This is a genomic window from Pelagicoccus albus (assembly GCF_014230145.1).
GTDB lineage: Bacteria > Verrucomicrobiota > Verrucomicrobiia > Opitutales > Opitutaceae > Pelagicoccus > Pelagicoccus albus.
Genome location: NZ_JACHVC010000012.1, coordinates 690,152 through 706,397 on the forward strand (window position 1 = coordinate 690,152; position 16,246 = coordinate 706,397).

Sequence of the window (16,246 nt, forward strand, 5' to 3'; positions counted from 1 at the left end):
ATCGCTAGTACTTACACTTCGAAGTCGGAAGGTGAGAACTCGAGAACGCTCTTCGCCTCGACCGCTTCATTCACTCTGAAAATCCCAACTTCGCTCTTGAACGAATGTTCCGCGTCAGCGTTTAGTTCTGCATCACCATGAACCGCTGCAAAGAAGTTCTCAAGATGCGGCTGATGGGGAGGCTTATTTAAGACAATGGGAATATCAAACTTAGCCAGCGGAGCCGTTTCCCTAACATCCACTTTATCGGCCTCTTGAGCAGGAGGAGCTTCCTCTTGTGTCAGATAATGCAAGTCGATCCACTTTTCCCATTCCGGAGCTCGCTCTTCGCGGAAGATCTTTGATAGAGCTGGGTTCTCAGAAAACTTAATGGCTCCCTCGTCTCCCATAAAGTACTCCCAATATCCGCCGCCTGCGCTGGTAGTGGTTAGAGTTTGGTAGAAAGCCCGCACGGGACCATAACTGGTATCGTATTCGTAGATCACCATCACGTTGTCATACCATTCACGGGTCGGGTAATAATCAGCCCCACCCGAAGCGAATACACTTTTTGGATACGCATCGAGGAACCAATTATAGATATCGATTTGATGGGCACCCAGATCAGATATTGGCCCACCGCTGAGATCCTTGAACCAACGCCAGTTGCGAAACTGGTGCATATCCTTGTAGCCATATCGTGTCAGCGTCGCATCGTCTATAGCGTATTTCTTGGGCCAACCGACGTCGGGTGTCACAGCACGATTCCACTGACCGTTGATATTGGTAATTCGCCCCGGAATTTTAGCCTTCTTGATGAGGTTGTTGTAGGCGTGCTGATAGCGAGGATTGCTTCTTCGTTGATGCCCTATTTGAAGCAGCTTGCCTGTTTTTCTGGCAGTAAGCACCATAGAGCGGGCTTCCTCTACAGTACGGGCCATCATCTTTTCGCAATAAACATGGAGCCCCGCTTCAAGACACAAATTGGCATGCCGCGAGTGCCAAAGATCGGGTGTAGCAATAACTGCCGCATCCAAATCCTTCTCTTTTTCGAGCATGTCCTCGATATTCTCGTAGACATTCACTTCGAACCCTTCCTTGGCCAACTTTCGTAATCCGTAGGTCCGGCTATATTCCCATATGTCGCACACGGCCCGGAAACGAAGACCAGGAATGTTAAGCATAGAATCCAACAGAACACGGCCTTGGACGCCCAGTCCTACCAAAGCTATGTTTATCTCCCCATTGGGTGAACCTTGAGCTTTAGCGAGGTGAGGAGCGATTAGGATTCCCCCACTGGCAACCAAACCTGTCTTAATAAAATCCCTACGAAAAATGGAACGGCTATCTTGATAATCAGTCATGCGGACGATCTTTCTTAACTAACATTTATTTAGGAATGCGTACTTGTTGTAGCGAACCAGCAAGAGGGCGAGAGCGACCAACACCACATGGATGCCCAACCAGGCGATTCCTCCACTTTCATTCAGAAGGATCAACCCAACCGAGAGGCTTGTGTAGACCAAGCCGCTCGCCAATAGGCTTATTCGAGGAAGGGCTCCAACAATCAGGGTGATTCCCAAAGCCAGCAGGATATAACCGAGGACGCCAGAATAGAGATCGAGCATCCACAGTGGCATCAAAGGCTCGTCCGCAAATTTGTCATAAAGTGGCTTCGGCAAGCCATGGTAATGGGAAAACCCATACACCTTTTCTTTGACAGCAACCATCGCTCCACTGATGTCTGGCTCTCCAAACTCATCGAGAAGCGGCTTTTCCTTCTTTTCAAAACCAGCGAACTTTTCCAGGCCAGTCAAAAGCGAGCGAACTCCAAGCCAAAGCCTCAAAACGAGGAACGCCAAAGACGCTCCGCAACTATCTATCTGGAATCCTTCTCCAGCGTTTTCTTCTTTCATGTTCAGTATAGGTGGACCGTTGGCGATCGGGGCAAATTCAGGATGGCAGGAAGCTCCTGTTGTACTCGTAAAGGCTGTAGAGGTATTTGTTAGCTGACTTCACGTTACTTACCTTCATCTCGGCAGGATCATAATAAATCCGTTCCCCCGCAAAGAGAGCTACATTGCCCAGCAACGCGACTTCGGTGAAAGGAGCAGCATAGTCGAAGTTGGAGCCAGGCATGACTCCTTCTCGAATCGCATTCGCAAACTCCTTCTGCGGCCCGCCTTTGATTCGGGGCAATGTTTTGGGCGGAAGCTTCGGCTTGATCTCCTGAAACTTCTCATCGGGGAATACGCGCACACTGCTCGAGTAGGTGTCGACGTAGAGAGTGATGTCCTCGCCTACGATGAAAGAGCCATTCGCAGTATCTCTGCCATACTGATCGCTGCTAAAAAAGTCTGCTGGGACATTCTTAATGCCAAGTGGACGCGGGCCACCTTCAAACCAGTGAGCGGTCAGCTCCTTACCGCTCTTCGTTTTAAAACCGAACTGAGCAGTCATGGCCGATGGAAAGGTATTCTCATTAAAACGAGTCCCCTGCGCCTCAACCCATTCTGGATACCCAAGGCCTAGGCCACTGTACGAGGAATCCATGATATGGCAGGCCATATCTCCAACGCTACCGCATCCATAATCCCGCCATCCCCGCCAATTGAAGGGGAGTATCGCTCCCGAGTAGCTAGCCTTTGGAGCGACTCCTAGCCAAAGATCGTAGTCAACATGAGCGGGCACCGGATCCTTTGAACGGCCCAGGTAGCCCTGCGGCCAGAAGGGTCGGTTTGTCCAGTGGTAGACATCTTTAACCTCTCCAAAAATACCAGCAGCGTACCATTCCTGAATCAACCGCAGCCCCGAAAAGGTATGTCCTTGGTTTCCCATCTGAGTAATGAGGCCAGATTTCTTGGCACTCTTCATCAGGTCTCGCGCCTCCCAGATACAACGAGTCAGCGGCTTCTCGCAGTATACATGAAACCCGTGGGCCAAAGCCCATTTGGCGATCGGATAGTGCATGTGGTCCGGTGTCGTAATCACTACCGCGTCGATTTCCGAAGCCATCTTATCCAACATCACGCGATAGTCCTTGAAAAACCTCGCCTTCGGAACGAACTCCCTCATCTCCGCTGCCCGCTGTTCATCCACATCGCACAATGCGACAATATTCTCTCCCTGTAGGGCTTGGATATTACTGGTGGCTCGCCCTCCCGCGCCGATAAAGGCGAGGTTGACCTTACTATTTGCGGACTGGCCTGACTGGCCTAGCAAAATGTTCGGAAAGACGATGCTTCCAGCGGTTGCGACCGCAGCGGACTTTATCAAATCGCGACGTGAAATCGGGGTCATGGGCAATGGGGGTTAAGCCAACGGCCCTAACGCCGCTCGCCATTACCCTAAGCAAAACAGTTGGCGACTGGGGTTCCAACCCGAAACCTAGCGATTCGATCGAATTAATCGACTCACCCTATCGAGCAGACATTAATACCGGCTGCCTTAACCAGCGAAAATCTGATCGATCAAGTCGGCATACTTCTCGTCTACAACATGCCGCTTGATCTTAAAGGTATTCGTCATCTCCTCCCCGACCTCGAAAGGCTTACGCAACAAACGCAGGTCGTGAATATGCTCGTACTTCTTGAAGCCGTTCTCATCCGAGATCAGCCTTTTGGCCTCTGCCCGAATCATCTGGGCCACTTCTTTGCGCGCCGAGAGCTCCTCTAGATCCGCCGCTTTGATCCCTTCAGACGCGAATCCATCCAAGGAGGGAACGATCAAAGCTCCCAAGTGCTTCCGGTCCTGCCCGACAACCATGCATTGATCCACCAAGGGTGATTCGCAGAGCTGAGCTTCGATAGGAATCGGTTCCAAATTCTCTCCATTCAACAATACGATCGTGTCCTTGGATCGGCCTACGATTTTCAGACAGTCATTGTACGTGTAGATGCCAATATCGCCGGTATTGAACCATCCGTCCCGCAATACCCGGTCCGTCGACTCCTGATCCTTGTAGTAACCTTTCATGACCTGCGGCCCCTTCAGGTGGATCTCGCCCTTCAAGCCTCGTCCGTCCCCCTTCAATGAGCTATTCGGGTACAGGATTTCTCCGTTGTTCAGATCAACGATTCTCAGTTCGGTTTCCGGATAAAGCGGCCCGACCGAACCAATCACAAGCTTCGGGATGGTACGAACTGCCGCCACAGGAGAGGTCTCTGTCAAACCGTAACCCTCCTGCACCGGTACGCCAATGTAGTTGAAAAACTCGTCTACATGGGGCTGCAACGCTCCGCCCCCAGAGACGGTGCCCTTGAAGCTGCCACCAACGACTTGTCTCAAGTTCTCCAATACAACCGAGTTCAAAGCGATGTAGAGAGGGGTGAAAAACAAAATCTTAATGCCTCCCAGCAAGCCCTTGACGACCCGTTCCCCGAATCCTCTCCCGTGCAAATCAAGCTCCTTGCCTTGGAAGAAAAATACCGAACCTTTCACCATGCGGGACGAAAAGTAAGCCGCCTTAAATAAACCGCGGCGAATCCAATGCGCTTCCCGCACATTTTTCATTATCCGCAAATAGAGATTTTCCCAAAGCCGAGGCGCCGAAGCCATGATCGTAGGCTTCACCGCCTTCAAGTCGTCGGCGATTGTGCGCAGGCTCGTAAAGTAGGTGCAGCAACCATTGCTGATCGCGATCATATGGAAAATCCTCTCGTAACTATGCCAGATGGGCAAAATCGATAGCATCCTGTCGTCAGGCTCGAGCGGAAAAGGAAGGTTTCGCACCTGCGAAGCCATATTCGCATGGGTAAGCTGGACGCCTTTTGGAGTGCCAGTCGTGCCCGAGGTGTAGATCAGAGTGAATAGATCGTCCGGCTGGATATTCGCCATTCGCTCCTCGATCTCACGATTTCCCTCTGCTCGGAGGACTTTTCCGCGCTCAACCAGCTCGTAGAGACTTAGAACCCCTTTGGGTGTTTTGGCGTCTGGGTCCATCAGCACCAAGTGCTCGACCCGGTCGAGCTTCGGCATGATACGGATTACCCGCTCCAGCAATTTGGCATTTTCTACGAACACCAACTTCGAATCGGAATGACGCAAAATGTATTCGATTTCCTGATTCGTGACATCCGTACCCCGCGGCACGTCAGCGGCTCCACACATCAGAATCGCATAATCGGCAATGTTCCATTCGACCCGATTGTCGGACAATAGGCCCACATGATCCCGCGATTTTACCCCTAGCTCAATCAAAGCCGAGCCGAGATAAAGCCCGAAATCGTACAGGTCCCGATAGCTTACCGGCTTGAATTCCCCCTTACGCAGCCGAGCAGCAAATGCTGGCAGATCCTCATACCGATCCGCAGCTAGACGGTAAATTTCCGCTAGATTGTCTGCTACTACGCCTTTGAACTTCATAATGCCGGGGAAAGAGAGAGGGGGTAAAAGGTCTATCTGTGAGCAGGGCCAGCTTCTGTTTCAAGTCAGAAGCCTCGCTTATTTAATCGCGCGACGGGACAATCGCATTTTCCAATTGCCAGCCTGCCACGCCCGTCGCCAAACCTACATCCCGAATTTTCACAAGCTCAACGACCAGCCATGCCCGTTCTCAGCGTCACCGAATTGACCATCAGCTTCAGCGGCCCCGCCGTTCTCGAAAATGCTAGCCTGCACATCGACCGGGGGGAGCGTGTGTGTATCGTCGGACGAAACGGAGCAGGCAAATCGACCTTGCTCAAAGTCATCTCGGGCGAGTACGGGGCCAATTCCGGCTCGATCACATTTCCAGAGGGCGGAGTCGCGACCGCCTTGCCCCAAGAAATCCCGCAAGACATCGACCAAACCGTTCGCGAAGTCGTCACCTCGGGTTTCGGCAGCGAAGGCGAGGCATTGGCTAAATTGCATGCCGATCTGCCACACGACCCCATCGATCCGGAGCGGCAGTGGCAAATGGAAGCCCGCATCGAGCAAACCCTCAAGGATCTGCAGCTAGATCCAGATGCTCCGTTCACCACTCTTTCAGGAGGGCTCAAGCGGCGCGCCCTCCTCGGCAAGGCTTTGGTCTGCGAGCCGAGCGTACTCATTCTCGACGAGCCAACCAACCATCTGGATATCGAATCAATCCTCTGGCTGGAGGACTTTCTGATCGGCAGTAAACTGACCCTTCTTTTTGTAACTCACGACCGTTCCTTCCTCAAGCGGCTCGCCACCCGCATCGTCGAAGTCGATCTAGCCCAACTGAATAGTTACCGCTGCAACTACGAAACGTACTTGGACCGCAAAGAGGAATTGCTCGAGATCGAAGCCAAGAATCGGGCGGCATTTGAAAAGAAACTCTCTCAAGAGGAAGCCTGGCTTCGCAAAGGCATCAAAGCCCGCCGGACTCGAAATGAAGGCCGCGTCCTCGCTCTGAAGAAAATGCGTGAGGAACGCCAATCTTGGCGAAGCCGCTCCGGCACAGCCTCCTTCTCCCTCCAACAAAGCGGATCTTCAGGGGCCAAAGTTATCACAGCCAAGCAAGCTGCCTTTTCCTACGGATCAACGGAGATCCTCAAACCCTTCGATACCCAAATCATGCGACGAGATCGCATCGGTGTCATCGGAGCAAATGGTTCGGGTAAGACTACCCTGCTCAAACTACTGCTGGGCAAACTCCAGCCTACCAGTGGGGAGATCGAACATGGCAGCAAACTGCAAGTCGCTTACTTCGATCAGATGCGGGCTCAGCTCGATTACGAAAAAACAGTTTTCGACAATGTGGCAGGCGGCAACGAGACGGTCCCCGTCAACGGCAAGCAACGTCACGTCATGACCTACTTGCAGGACTTCCTCTTCACTCCGGATCGGGCTCGGGCTTCCATAAAGACCTTGTCGGGAGGGGAACGTAACCGCCTCCTCCTCGCACGCTTGTTCACCCAACCTGCAAACCTACTGGTGCTCGACGAACCGACCAACGACCTCGATGCGGAAACTCTAGAGCTCCTAGAGGAGCGTATATTGGAGTTCGACGGAACTTTGCTACTGGTCAGCCACGACCGCGAATTTTTGGAAAACACCGTGACCTCTCTATTCGTTTTGGAGGGAGATGGCCAAGTGCAGGAGTTCAATGGCGGCTTCAACGACTGGCGCAAGCGTAAGGACCAGAAGATAGCCGAAGCTGCTGCTCCCGCCAAAAACAGTCGCAACAGCTGGAAAGAGAAAAAGCCGAAGTTCACCAACAAGCTCCGCAACGAGTTGGAGGCCCTCCCGAAGCGTATCGAGGAATTGGAGGAGCGAAAGGAGAAGCTAGTCGAGGAACTGGCCGACCCGGCGACCTACCAAGAGGGCGAGGAGAAAGTCGTACGGCTGAAGACGGAAATGGACGAAATCGAGGCGGAACTGGAGTTGGCTTTCGAGCGGTGGGAAGAATTAGAGACTCTCAGGGAGTCTCTTACCGATTGAGGCAGATAGCCCCAAGCGCTCGTCCAGAGAGTACCAACCCTCAACGGCAATGAACGCTGGCGCTCATACGGCCGATTGCCGCAAGGCCATTAACCCCGTTTTTACTATTATCTAAGGTTTTCCACTAGTATTTGGGGGCCGCTTTGACCGATAATAAAAACGGACAAGAGCTCAATCGAATCGAACCAGTACCTCAGCATGACAAAAAAGAAGGCCAAGAAAAACGGATTTACTCTCATAGAGCTCCTCATCGCTATCACGATCCTTGGCATTCTCGCGTCGATCGCGGTCCCTTTCTTCCAGAAGTACGTTCGAGCGAGCCGAGCAGCCTCGTTCACCAACGATATTCGCCTCCTAGCTAACGCCGGCGCCCAATACTGCTTGGAGTCAGGCTGGTGGGTAGAAGACTCACCGGTTGGCGTTTTCCCAGAGGAACTCGAGGGATACGTTTCCCAAAAGAAATTTGAACTGGGCAGCCCTCTCGGAGGGGTATGGGATTTCGAGCAATGGGGTGCGGGCGACTTCACTTCCGCTGTCGGCGTCGTAGGAGCAGCCCATGGTGACGAAATCTTCGCTCTGGTAGACAAGCGGATCGACGATGGGGATCTTACCACCGGCGTATTCCAAAAAATCGCCGCCGATCGTTACTACTACGTCATCGAAGACTAAAATCGATTCTCTCGCAGCATCACTAGGGTGCAGTCTTCAATCGTTTCGATACCGAAAGCCGCAAGCTCAGCTCTTACGCTTTCGTTTTCGGTTCCTGGATTGAATAACACCCGCCGAGGTTGAATCGCCAGAATCTCCGGCAAGAAATCCGGCAATCGCGCCGAGCCTACGTAAAGCGTCAAGGTATCCACTGGATCGTTACAATCCAATATCGAACGCAATACCTCAACTCCCAGGACTGAATCACCTCGCGGAGTCACCGGAACCACGCGGTAACCATGATCCATCAGCGCCTTCTGAGCCTTGTTGGAAAATCGATCTGGCTTCTCGCTGGCTCCCAGCAAAACGACAACGCTCTCCAAGCGCTCAACTCCCTGCTCGCCCAAGGATTCGAGGCGTTCACTCAATCGAATACCATCGATCTGCAAGCTTGGACTTAATTCAAGAAGCGGTCTCAAAACAAAAGCTCGCTCCATAAACCGCGGATGTGGCACCTCGAGCCGCTCATCACAGATGCGCGTGTCGTCAAACAACAGAATATCGATGTCCAAGGTCCGCGGGCCCCATCGTTCCTTGCGAACTCGCTTCAACTCCCTTTCCACTGCCAAGCATTGTTCCAGCAATTCCAACGGGCTAAGCGTAGTCACTATCCTGGCCACTGCGTTAACGAACCAATCCTGCTCAACATGCCCGATCGGCTCCGTCTTGTAGAAGGACGAGAGCGTGATCTCTTCGATACCATCTACCTGCTTGAGAAGCTGGACCGCCCGTCTGATATTACCGACCTTGCAACCAATATTGGAGCCGAATCCTAAAAACGCTTCACTCATCTCTCTCTCGCCTAATTGTAATACCCGCAGCCCGAAACTTTCCATCGATAGGGGCTTCCGGCTTTCTCACCGTGATACAGGTTGTACGAACCAAATCGAAGTAGCTAAAAATCTCTTCTGACAATTGCTCTGCATAGCTCTCGATTAAATCGCAGCGAGCTTCATCCATCAGTTGTTCTGCAAGGCTAAATACTTCTGCGTAGCTCACCGTCTGAGCTAGGATATCGCTGCGGCCCGCATTCCTCAGATCCACTCCAAGCTCAACGTCGATGTAAAACGTTTGGCCATTTCGCTTCTCATGTTCCAAGACCCCGATGTATCCAAAAAGCTCAACACCCTCCAAAAAAACAGTATCTAGTCTTCTACTCATCCAAGCTTCCTCCTCTGTAAATCAAATCGGCTAATCCCACCGCACGCGAATTCTCCGCAACATCGTGAACCCTAAACATTTCTACGCCGGCTGCAACTCCAGCCACCGTTGTCGTCAAAGTTGGTTCGAGACGGAGTTCGAGTGGCAATCCATTTGGTTGGGCTGTAATGCGTTTGCGCGAAGAACCCAACATGATCGGGAAACCATAATCCCTGAGTACTTTCAGGTTTCGAAGAATCTCCAAATCTTCCTGACGAGTGGTGCCGAAACCGACCCCGGGGTCCAAAACGATCGACTCCTCTTTAACTCCGCCTGCCAAGGCGACTTTTATTGATTTGTCCCAGCTCCATCGAATCCGATCCAAAAGCCCTGCCCCAGGTTCATCCTCGCGTCCGTTTCGCATCAGTATAACGCCCGCTGAGAATGCTGCCGCTACTTCAGCCATCAAAGGATCCGAGAGAAACCCGCTCACGTCGTTAACGATCTTCGCTCCTCGTTCAAGGCATGCTTCCGCAACAGCAGATTTCGTTGTATCGATTGATAAGATACAATCTGTCCGCTTTTCACATAAGGATTCCACTACAGGAGAGAGCCTGCGTATTTCTTCTTCAGTTTCCACAGGCACGAAGCCCGGCCGTGTAGATTCGCCTCCCAAATCAAGGACTCCCGCCCCCGCATCAAGCAAAGCCTCCGAGCGAGCAACGGCTTCCTCCAAACTAAAATAGAGGCCTCCATCGGAAAAGCTGTCTGGAGTCACATTTAAGATTCCGACTATCAGCGATTGTTTTCCCAACTCCAGCTTTTGGCTTCCAAGCTGCCAATGGCTAACATTTTCAGATAGCACCGTTTACCTCCTCTTCCTCAAGTTTCAGGTAAGCGGCCCTCAGTTCCTTCAAAAATGAGATCTCATAAATCGCCTTTCTTTGGCCAGGGCCAACAAAGCTCTCCACAGGCCTGGGCCCCACTCCGGAGCTCGTTATGAAAACTTCGTCCGCCGATAAAAGATCATCCCAAGAGAAACGTCCTTCCACCACCTCGAGCCCAAAGGAAGGAGCAATCGAGAGAATTTTTGACCGAACGATTCCATCCAAAAGGCCGCAAGCAAGCTCTGGCGTGCACAAGGTCTTACCTTGAACAAAAAACAAATTTGCAACCGAACATTCGGTAAGAAACCCGTATTCATTTGCAAATACACAGTCATCAAATCCGTTAGCTTTCGCTTTACCCGCTTCGAGAATGGACTCCATATAATTGGTACTCTTGTGACGACTTGTGAAGGCTTGAGACGCCTTTACTACCGATGAAGCCAATAGTTTTAATGGTGGCCCCATATCGGGAAGTCCTGCCGATCTCACAAAAACGACTGGTTCAATCCGATCTTCTCCTCGGTCCAAGATTACTATTTTAAACACCCCCGAGTCCAATTTTGCTGTATTGAACAATTGGATTGCTCGCTCCCACAATTCAACTTCTTCCAGCTCCACCGCCAAACCGGCCGAGCTTGCAGCCAATTTCAAGCGTTCGATATGCTCTGAAAAGAAACAAGGCCGACGATGGATGAATTTAATTGTTTCGAACACACCAAAACCAAATGCGAATCCACGACTTAGAACATCACTTTCTACGTAACCCTCCTGCACGAATCGATCTCCAATAAAAATGCTACTCATACAATTCTCCTCCTAAAGCAGATACCATAGCTCTCGCTTTCAAAAGCGTTTCCTCGTATTCACTTAACGGATCGCTATCCCAGACAACGCCTCCGCCAACCTGAAAACTCACCTTACCATTCGCAATTCTCAGGGTTCTGATGGCGATGTTAAAATCCGCCCTGCCCGACAAATCCAGATAGCCTATAGAGCCAGTGTAGATTCCTCGCTCTCCCCTTTCTAGCTCATCGATAACCTGCATTGACCGAAGCTTGGGAGCTCCCGTTATAGATCCTCCCGGAAACATAGCCTTGATGCAATCTAGTGGCTCAACACCTTCATCTAGCTGCCCAGACACATCCGCTGTCTGATGAATAACGGTCGCATAACGCTCCAGGCGAAACAGGTCACTCACCCGTACACTGCCGGGACGACTTACCTTTCCCAAGTCGTTTCGCTCTAAATCCACAATCATCAAAAGCTCCGAACGATCTTTTTCTGAACATTCAAGATCTCGGGCATTTTCATTCTCCTCCTCTCGAGTGCTACCAGTCGGTCGAGTCCCTTTGATAGGTCGCGTCGTTGCGAAACCATTATCAATCAACAGAAACCTCTCCGGCGAAGAAGAAACTATTTGTTCATCCCCAAAATCCAAATACGCAGAATAAGGAGCGGGACTCAATTGAGCCAAACGACTAAACAACTCAAAGCCATCTCCCGAGCATTTTGCTTCGAAGCGTTGGGACAAGTTCACCTGGTAAACCTCACCTGATCGGATAAGCGAACGTATTTTTTCGACTGCCGCCTGATACTCATCTCGCGAAAAATTACTTCGCAGAGGCTCTTGCAAAACAAAGCTCTCACCCTTCGGACTCTCCGCATTCGAAACCAAGTCTGCAAGCGCTTCCAGTTCAGCTCCGAATTCCTCTTTTTCTGTCACTAGCCATGTGCACCTCTCTTCGTGGTCAAAGACAATCCCTCCCTCGTAGAGGTTAAACCTCCCAACCAGATCAGTGTCGCTAAGTTGGCGAAGCTTCCCTTTCTCTAGGCCCCTCCCCGCATCATAAGAAAAGTAACCAATGGCACCGCCATAAAAAGGAAGACTTCCTTTTTTTTCATTCGAAGCTGCAGGCAGATGCTTCTGCAGAATCGAGAAAGCACTCTCATCCCCTGCACAAACCTTGACTTCTCGGCTCGGGTTTACGGCCAGAATCGAGTACCGACCTAAACCATAAGAGCATAAACCACTGTACAGAAAGGAAAAGCCCGGTTGCCCCGAAGCCGAATAGGCGGCCCCTAAAGGGCGAAAGTCGATTTCTAGTCTGCGTTGCTTCATCGACTTGGGTTCAAAGCGTTTTTCAGAAGGGCATGCCCACCTTCAGTCAAATAAGCCTCCGGATGAAACTGAACTCCAGAAATCGGATACAAAGAATGTCGAATCCCCATAATTTCGCCCTCCTCTGACTCTGCGCTTATCTCTAAGCATTCTGGCAGGCTCTCACGCTCAACGACGAGAGAATGATAGCGAGTGACTTGCAAAGGATTGGGCAAACCTGAAAAAACGCTATTGGAATTGTGATTGATCCGACGAACTTTCCCGTGAACCGGCTCTTTTGCTATTATAATTCGTGCCCCGAAAAATTCAGCGATGGTTTGCATACCTAAACAGATACCCAAGAATGGTATCTCAGCGTGAAAAGTATCCAATAAATGTTTACAATTTCCTGCATCACCAGGACCCCCGGGGCCTGGCGATATAACAATCAAGCGGGGATTCATCCCAGCAACACCGGCAGAGTCGATTTCGTCATTCCGAACCACCGTCACTTTCTCACCTAGCTCCCTTAAGTATTGGGACAAGTTGTAGGTGAAAGAATCGTAATTATCGATAAGCAGAATCATCTCAAACAGAGACTCGACTTTCTTCAACCAAGGGGTGCCCCTCGCCATCGGAACGAAGCATATGAAGTCCAGATTTCTGAGTTAGAATATACTTCGACAGAATCCTTCGATCCAACTCTGGGATATTAACATCATCCAAGCTTCCGGACTCAAAAAATTTGAATTCCCCTTCTTCAATACTCTGGGGCAGTTCCTTTAGTGGAGTCAGAACCTGAAATACAAACATCAGCCAATGGCCTGTTTTCTCGTAATCCTTTTCCGACAAGATTACCCTCAAACGTAACTCCTCCACATTTAGTCTCAAACCGACTTCCTCTTGCGCCTCGCGCTGAGCGCATTCGTATGGAGATTCTCCGATCGTCATCTCCAACTTCCCGCCTATAGCACACCAGCTACCTTCATTCGGAGGGCGCTCTCGGCGAATCAGGAGCAGCCGCCCCTGCTCGTCGCGAAAGTAAAGCAGGACGCCTATTCTGAAACGCAAATCTGCAGGAGTGGAGCTATTGTCGACGGAAGGCACGCCGTCATAGACTGCCCCTCGCCCCTCGCTCGACAACGCTTTTCTGCAACGAGATAGGCCTAAAATTTCGGGCTTTTTGAGTCCGAGCCCAAAAGAGCAGGCAGTCTTTCAAAACTTGAGTCTATTGAAACCCGACTCCCCGAGGCAGCAGCCTCTTCGCAAGCCAACATTGTATCAAAGACGTGGAACGCCAACTCTCCGTTTGCACGGTGCTCCCGCTCATTCCGTATGGCATCTGCAAGTTCTGCCAAACCGAGAGCTCTCGCGCCCTCGTAGTTATGCAGCAAAGACATCTCCTCCCACTCTCCACCTGGTCGACAAACACGCACCACTCCGTCAAAGCAGTTCGGATCAGGAAGCGACAAATTTCCTTCCGACCCGTAAAGGGTAAGCAATGGCAAATCATGAGCTCCTTGAACATCGAAACTGAACATTGCGTTCACGCAGGCACCACTGGCGTATTCGACCAAACTGTTATTATGGGTAGCTGTCTCCACCTCAACCCTTTGGCCTTCATTCGGTCCCGTGGCGATTTTTCTCTCCGTGAAAACTCGTTTCCCTGATGAAACTACGGAAACCGCGGGTCCCAACAGATTCGCTAGAACGGTAAAATAATAGGGAGCCATATCTAGGACCGGCCCACCGCCCTGCTTGTAGTAGAATTCTGGATTCGGATGCCAACGTTCATGGCCTGGACAAGCAAACACAGCTGTGCCACCAAAAACCCGCCCGATCACGCCATCATCCACCAGCTTGCGAGCCGTTTGCATGGGAGAACTCAAAAATGTATCCGGAGCGCAGCCTACCCGCAGCCCTTTGCGCTTGGCGAGCTCTAGAACCGCCCTTCCCTCCTCGCGACTGGTGGCAAATGGCTTCTCGCAATAGGCGTGCTTACCTGCCTCCAAGATTCGGGTATTTATCGCGGCATGAAATTGCGGAGTCGTAAGGTTGAGTACGATATCGATTTCAGGATCCGCGATCAGCTCATCTACCGTCAAAACTCGGGGCACATCGAACTCTTCCGCTCTCGACTTGGCCACATCGGCGGACAAATCCGAACAGGCTTCCATTCGGATTTGGGGATAGAGCTTCGCTCCTTTGAAATATTGCGGGCTGATGTTTCCGCATCCAATGACGCCGATTCGAGCTGGCTTAGACATATCTAAGAAAGGGGGTATGAGTGCTTGGTAGACTCGGCGACTCAACCGTAGTTTCTCTGCCCAAACAAGGCCGTTCCTACTCTAACCATAGTACTGCCCTCCAAGATAGCCTCCTCCATGTCCCCACTCATCCCCATCGATAGCTCGGGTAACTCAACTCCAAAACGAGAGCTCAAGCGGTCCCGGCACTCCCGAAGAGCGGCAAACGTCCCACGAGCGACCTTCGGATCCCCAGAGAGAGGAGCTATTGTCATGAGTCCATCGACCTTCAAATTATCGCAATTCAAGACGGCCTCGAGCAGAGCGTCAGCTTCCTCCAGCTCTGCACCTGACTTGGCGGGATCCCGACCAGCGTTCATCTGAAGCAAAACCGGCAATACTCTTCCTGCCTCACCTGCATAGCGATCTAAGGCGTTCGCGATCTTGATTCGATCAACGGTCTGAACACGTCCAAAACGCTCCGCCACACGCTTGGCCTTGTTACTTTGCAGCGGCCCAATTAATTCCCAACTCAGGGCGGAATCGACGTCGTCCATTTTTCCCAAAGCCTCCTGCACACGATTTTCTCCCACTGCCCGCAAACCGGCTTCCCAAGCGTAGCGAGCGACATCCACCGGATGGTTCTTTGTGACAGGCAATAACTTAAGCGAATCCCGCTTTCTTCCAGCCGCCTCGCAAGCAGCCAAAATTTGCTCATTCACTTGCTTCAGATTTTCCAAAAATTCCTCAAAACGTATTAGCATTAACATTCCTACTGTTTAGTGTTGCTTTAATAAGCTAATGTAATAAACCTAGGTAAAAACAGACCCCAGATGCAGATAGACAATTTCAAAATCTTCGCCGACTTAGTCGAAACCAAAAGCTTTTCAAAAGCAGCCCGCCTCAATGGGGTGACCCAATCGGCAGTAAGCCAGCAGGCGCGTTCCATGGAAAAGCATTTCGCCGCCTTACTTATCGATCGAAGCCAAAAACAATTCCAACTGACCAGGGAGGGCGAGCGCGTCTACCAGTCAGCTAAGGAAATTTTGCACGGTTACGAGAAGCTGCTCAGCGAGTTAATGGAAATGCGAAAGGTCATATCTGGCACGATTCGCATCTCCACTATCTACAGTATCGGCCTCCACGAGCTCCCTCCCTACATAAAGAGCTTCCTCACCGAGTTTCCAAACGTGAACGTTCGCGTCGAATACCGCAGGTCCAACCTCGTCTACGAAGATATCCTGCACAACTCGGTCGACTTCGGACTGGTCGCTTTCCCACAAAAGAACCGCCAAATCGAAATCACCGATTTCCGCAAGGATCGTCTCCTTGCGATCTGCCATCCCAATAACCCATTGGCAAAGGAAACCAGCCTCCAATTGAGCACTCTAGCTGATCATAAGTTTATCAGCTTCGATCCCGACATTCCTACTCGTAAAGCGGTCGACCAGATCTTTAAGGATCAAAAGATCGAGATCGATCCAGTCATGGAATTTGACAACATCGAGACCGTAAAGCGTGCCGTAGAAATCGATGCCGGTATCGCGATCGTCCCTAAGGCTACTGTGCTGCAAGAGATCAAGCAGGGCACCCTCGCTGCTGTACCAGTGGATGGAGCCGGACTCGATCGGCCGCTGGGCATCTTGCACAGGAAAGGCCGCGTGCTTACACCGGCCATGAAGAAATTCATAGAGATCCTAACCGGAGAAGACTTACTCGGCGACTAGCCAGGACTAGAACGAACATTGGAAAAAGTTCGGGGCCGACGATAACCCCTAACGCCGGCCCCGGATTGTCTGCTT

The 16,246-nt window shown here is 51.3% G+C and carries 16 protein-coding genes; 3 read left to right on the forward strand and 13 right to left on the reverse strand.

What is annotated here, in order from left to right:
• Window positions 1–11: 11 nt before the first annotated feature.
• The 4 genes from H5P27_RS12650 to H5P27_RS12665 all read right to left on the reverse strand — a co-directional run bounded on the left by H5P27_RS12650 (window position 12) and on the right by H5P27_RS12665 (window position 5,343).
• Window positions 12–1,343 (reverse strand): Gfo/Idh/MocA family protein, encoded by a 1,332-nt coding sequence (locus H5P27_RS12650; RefSeq protein ID WP_185660764.1) that lies wholly within the window; start codon window positions 1,341–1,343, stop codon window positions 12–14.
• An 18-nt stretch (window positions 1,344–1,361) separates the two neighbouring features.
• Window positions 1,362–1,895: a hypothetical protein gene (locus H5P27_RS12655; RefSeq protein ID WP_185660765.1), complete on the reverse strand. Its 534-nt coding sequence runs from the start codon at window positions 1,893–1,895 to the stop codon at window positions 1,362–1,364.
• A 37-nt stretch (window positions 1,896–1,932) separates the two neighbouring features.
• A complete protein-coding gene (locus H5P27_RS12660) occupies window positions 1,933–3,279 on the reverse strand; it encodes a Gfo/Idh/MocA family protein (protein ID WP_185660766.1) in 1,347 nt (448 codons plus the stop codon).
• A gap of 147 nt (window positions 3,280–3,426) precedes the next feature.
• A complete protein-coding gene (locus H5P27_RS12665; protein WP_185660767.1) occupies window positions 3,427–5,343 on the reverse strand; it encodes an AMP-dependent synthetase/ligase in 1,917 nt (638 codons plus the stop codon).
• Window positions 5,344–5,523: 180 nt separating this feature from the next.
• Here H5P27_RS12665 and H5P27_RS12670 point away from each other — a divergent pair, with 180 nt between their 5' ends.
• Together H5P27_RS12670 and H5P27_RS19980 are read left to right on the forward strand one after the other, a co-directional pair.
• Window positions 5,524–7,365 carry an ATP-binding cassette domain-containing protein gene (locus H5P27_RS12670; RefSeq protein ID WP_185660768.1) on the forward strand — a complete coding sequence of 614 codons (1,842 nt, stop codon included), beginning with the start codon at window positions 5,524–5,526 and terminating at the stop codon, window positions 7,363–7,365.
• Between the two features lie 198 nt (window positions 7,366–7,563).
• Window positions 7,564–8,034, forward strand: coding sequence for a type II secretion system protein (locus H5P27_RS19980; protein ID WP_185660769.1), 471 nt, complete (start codon window positions 7,564–7,566; stop codon window positions 8,032–8,034).
• On the opposite strand, the gene folK is transcribed toward H5P27_RS19980, so the two are convergent.
• Genes folK through H5P27_RS12720 form a run of 9 tightly spaced genes read right to left on the reverse strand, consistent with a single transcriptional unit; the run spans window position 8,031 to window position 15,214 of the window.
• Window positions 8,031–8,864, reverse strand: coding sequence for a 2-amino-4-hydroxy-6-hydroxymethyldihydropteridine diphosphokinase (gene folK, locus H5P27_RS12680; RefSeq protein WP_185660770.1), 834 nt, complete (start codon window positions 8,862–8,864; stop codon window positions 8,031–8,033). The two genes, H5P27_RS19980 and folK, sit on opposite strands and share 4 nt — an antisense overlap.
• The gene (gene folB / locus H5P27_RS12685) at window positions 8,857–9,234 is read right to left on the reverse strand and encodes a dihydroneopterin aldolase (protein ID WP_185660771.1); all 378 of its coding nucleotides are present in this window, start codon (window positions 9,232–9,234) and stop codon (window positions 8,857–8,859) included. The genes folK and folB overlap by 8 nt, the downstream gene beginning before the upstream one ends.
• Window positions 9,227–10,078: a dihydropteroate synthase gene (folP, locus tag H5P27_RS12690; RefSeq protein WP_185660772.1), complete on the reverse strand. Its 852-nt coding sequence runs from the start codon at window positions 10,076–10,078 to the stop codon at window positions 9,227–9,229. Before folP ends, folB begins: the two co-directional genes overlap by 8 nt.
• Complete coding sequence (locus H5P27_RS12695; RefSeq protein ID WP_185660773.1) at window positions 10,068–10,904, reverse strand: aminotransferase class IV; 837 nt, start codon at window positions 10,902–10,904, stop codon at window positions 10,068–10,070. Before H5P27_RS12695 ends, folP begins: the two co-directional genes overlap by 11 nt.
• Complete coding sequence (pabB, locus tag H5P27_RS12700; RefSeq protein WP_185660774.1) at window positions 10,897–12,219, reverse strand: aminodeoxychorismate synthase component I; 1,323 nt, start codon at window positions 12,217–12,219, stop codon at window positions 10,897–10,899. Before pabB ends, H5P27_RS12695 begins: the two co-directional genes overlap by 8 nt.
• On the reverse strand, window positions 12,216–12,785 hold the full coding sequence (locus tag H5P27_RS12705) for an anthranilate synthase component II (RefSeq protein ID WP_185660775.1): 570 nt from the start codon (window positions 12,783–12,785) through the stop codon (window positions 12,216–12,218). The genes pabB and H5P27_RS12705 overlap by 4 nt, the downstream gene beginning before the upstream one ends.
• A 1-nt stretch (window position 12,786) precedes the next feature.
• A complete protein-coding gene (locus H5P27_RS12710; protein WP_185660776.1) occupies window positions 12,787–13,341 on the reverse strand; it encodes an NUDIX hydrolase in 555 nt (184 codons plus the stop codon).
• Between the two features lie 23 nt (window positions 13,342–13,364).
• Window positions 13,365–14,465 (reverse strand): Gfo/Idh/MocA family protein, encoded by a 1,101-nt coding sequence (locus tag H5P27_RS12715; protein ID WP_185660777.1) that lies wholly within the window; start codon window positions 14,463–14,465, stop codon window positions 13,365–13,367.
• Window positions 14,466–14,506: 41 nt separating this feature from the next.
• Window positions 14,507–15,214: a YggS family pyridoxal phosphate-dependent enzyme gene (locus tag H5P27_RS12720; protein WP_246462630.1), complete on the reverse strand. Its 708-nt coding sequence runs from the start codon at window positions 15,212–15,214 to the stop codon at window positions 14,507–14,509.
• A 63-nt stretch (window positions 15,215–15,277) separates the two neighbouring features.
• Here H5P27_RS12720 and H5P27_RS12725 point away from each other — a divergent pair, with 63 nt between their 5' ends.
• Complete coding sequence (locus tag H5P27_RS12725) at window positions 15,278–16,171, forward strand: LysR family transcriptional regulator (protein ID WP_185660778.1); 894 nt, start codon at window positions 15,278–15,280, stop codon at window positions 16,169–16,171.
• The last annotated feature ends 75 nt before the right edge of the window (window positions 16,172–16,246 follow it).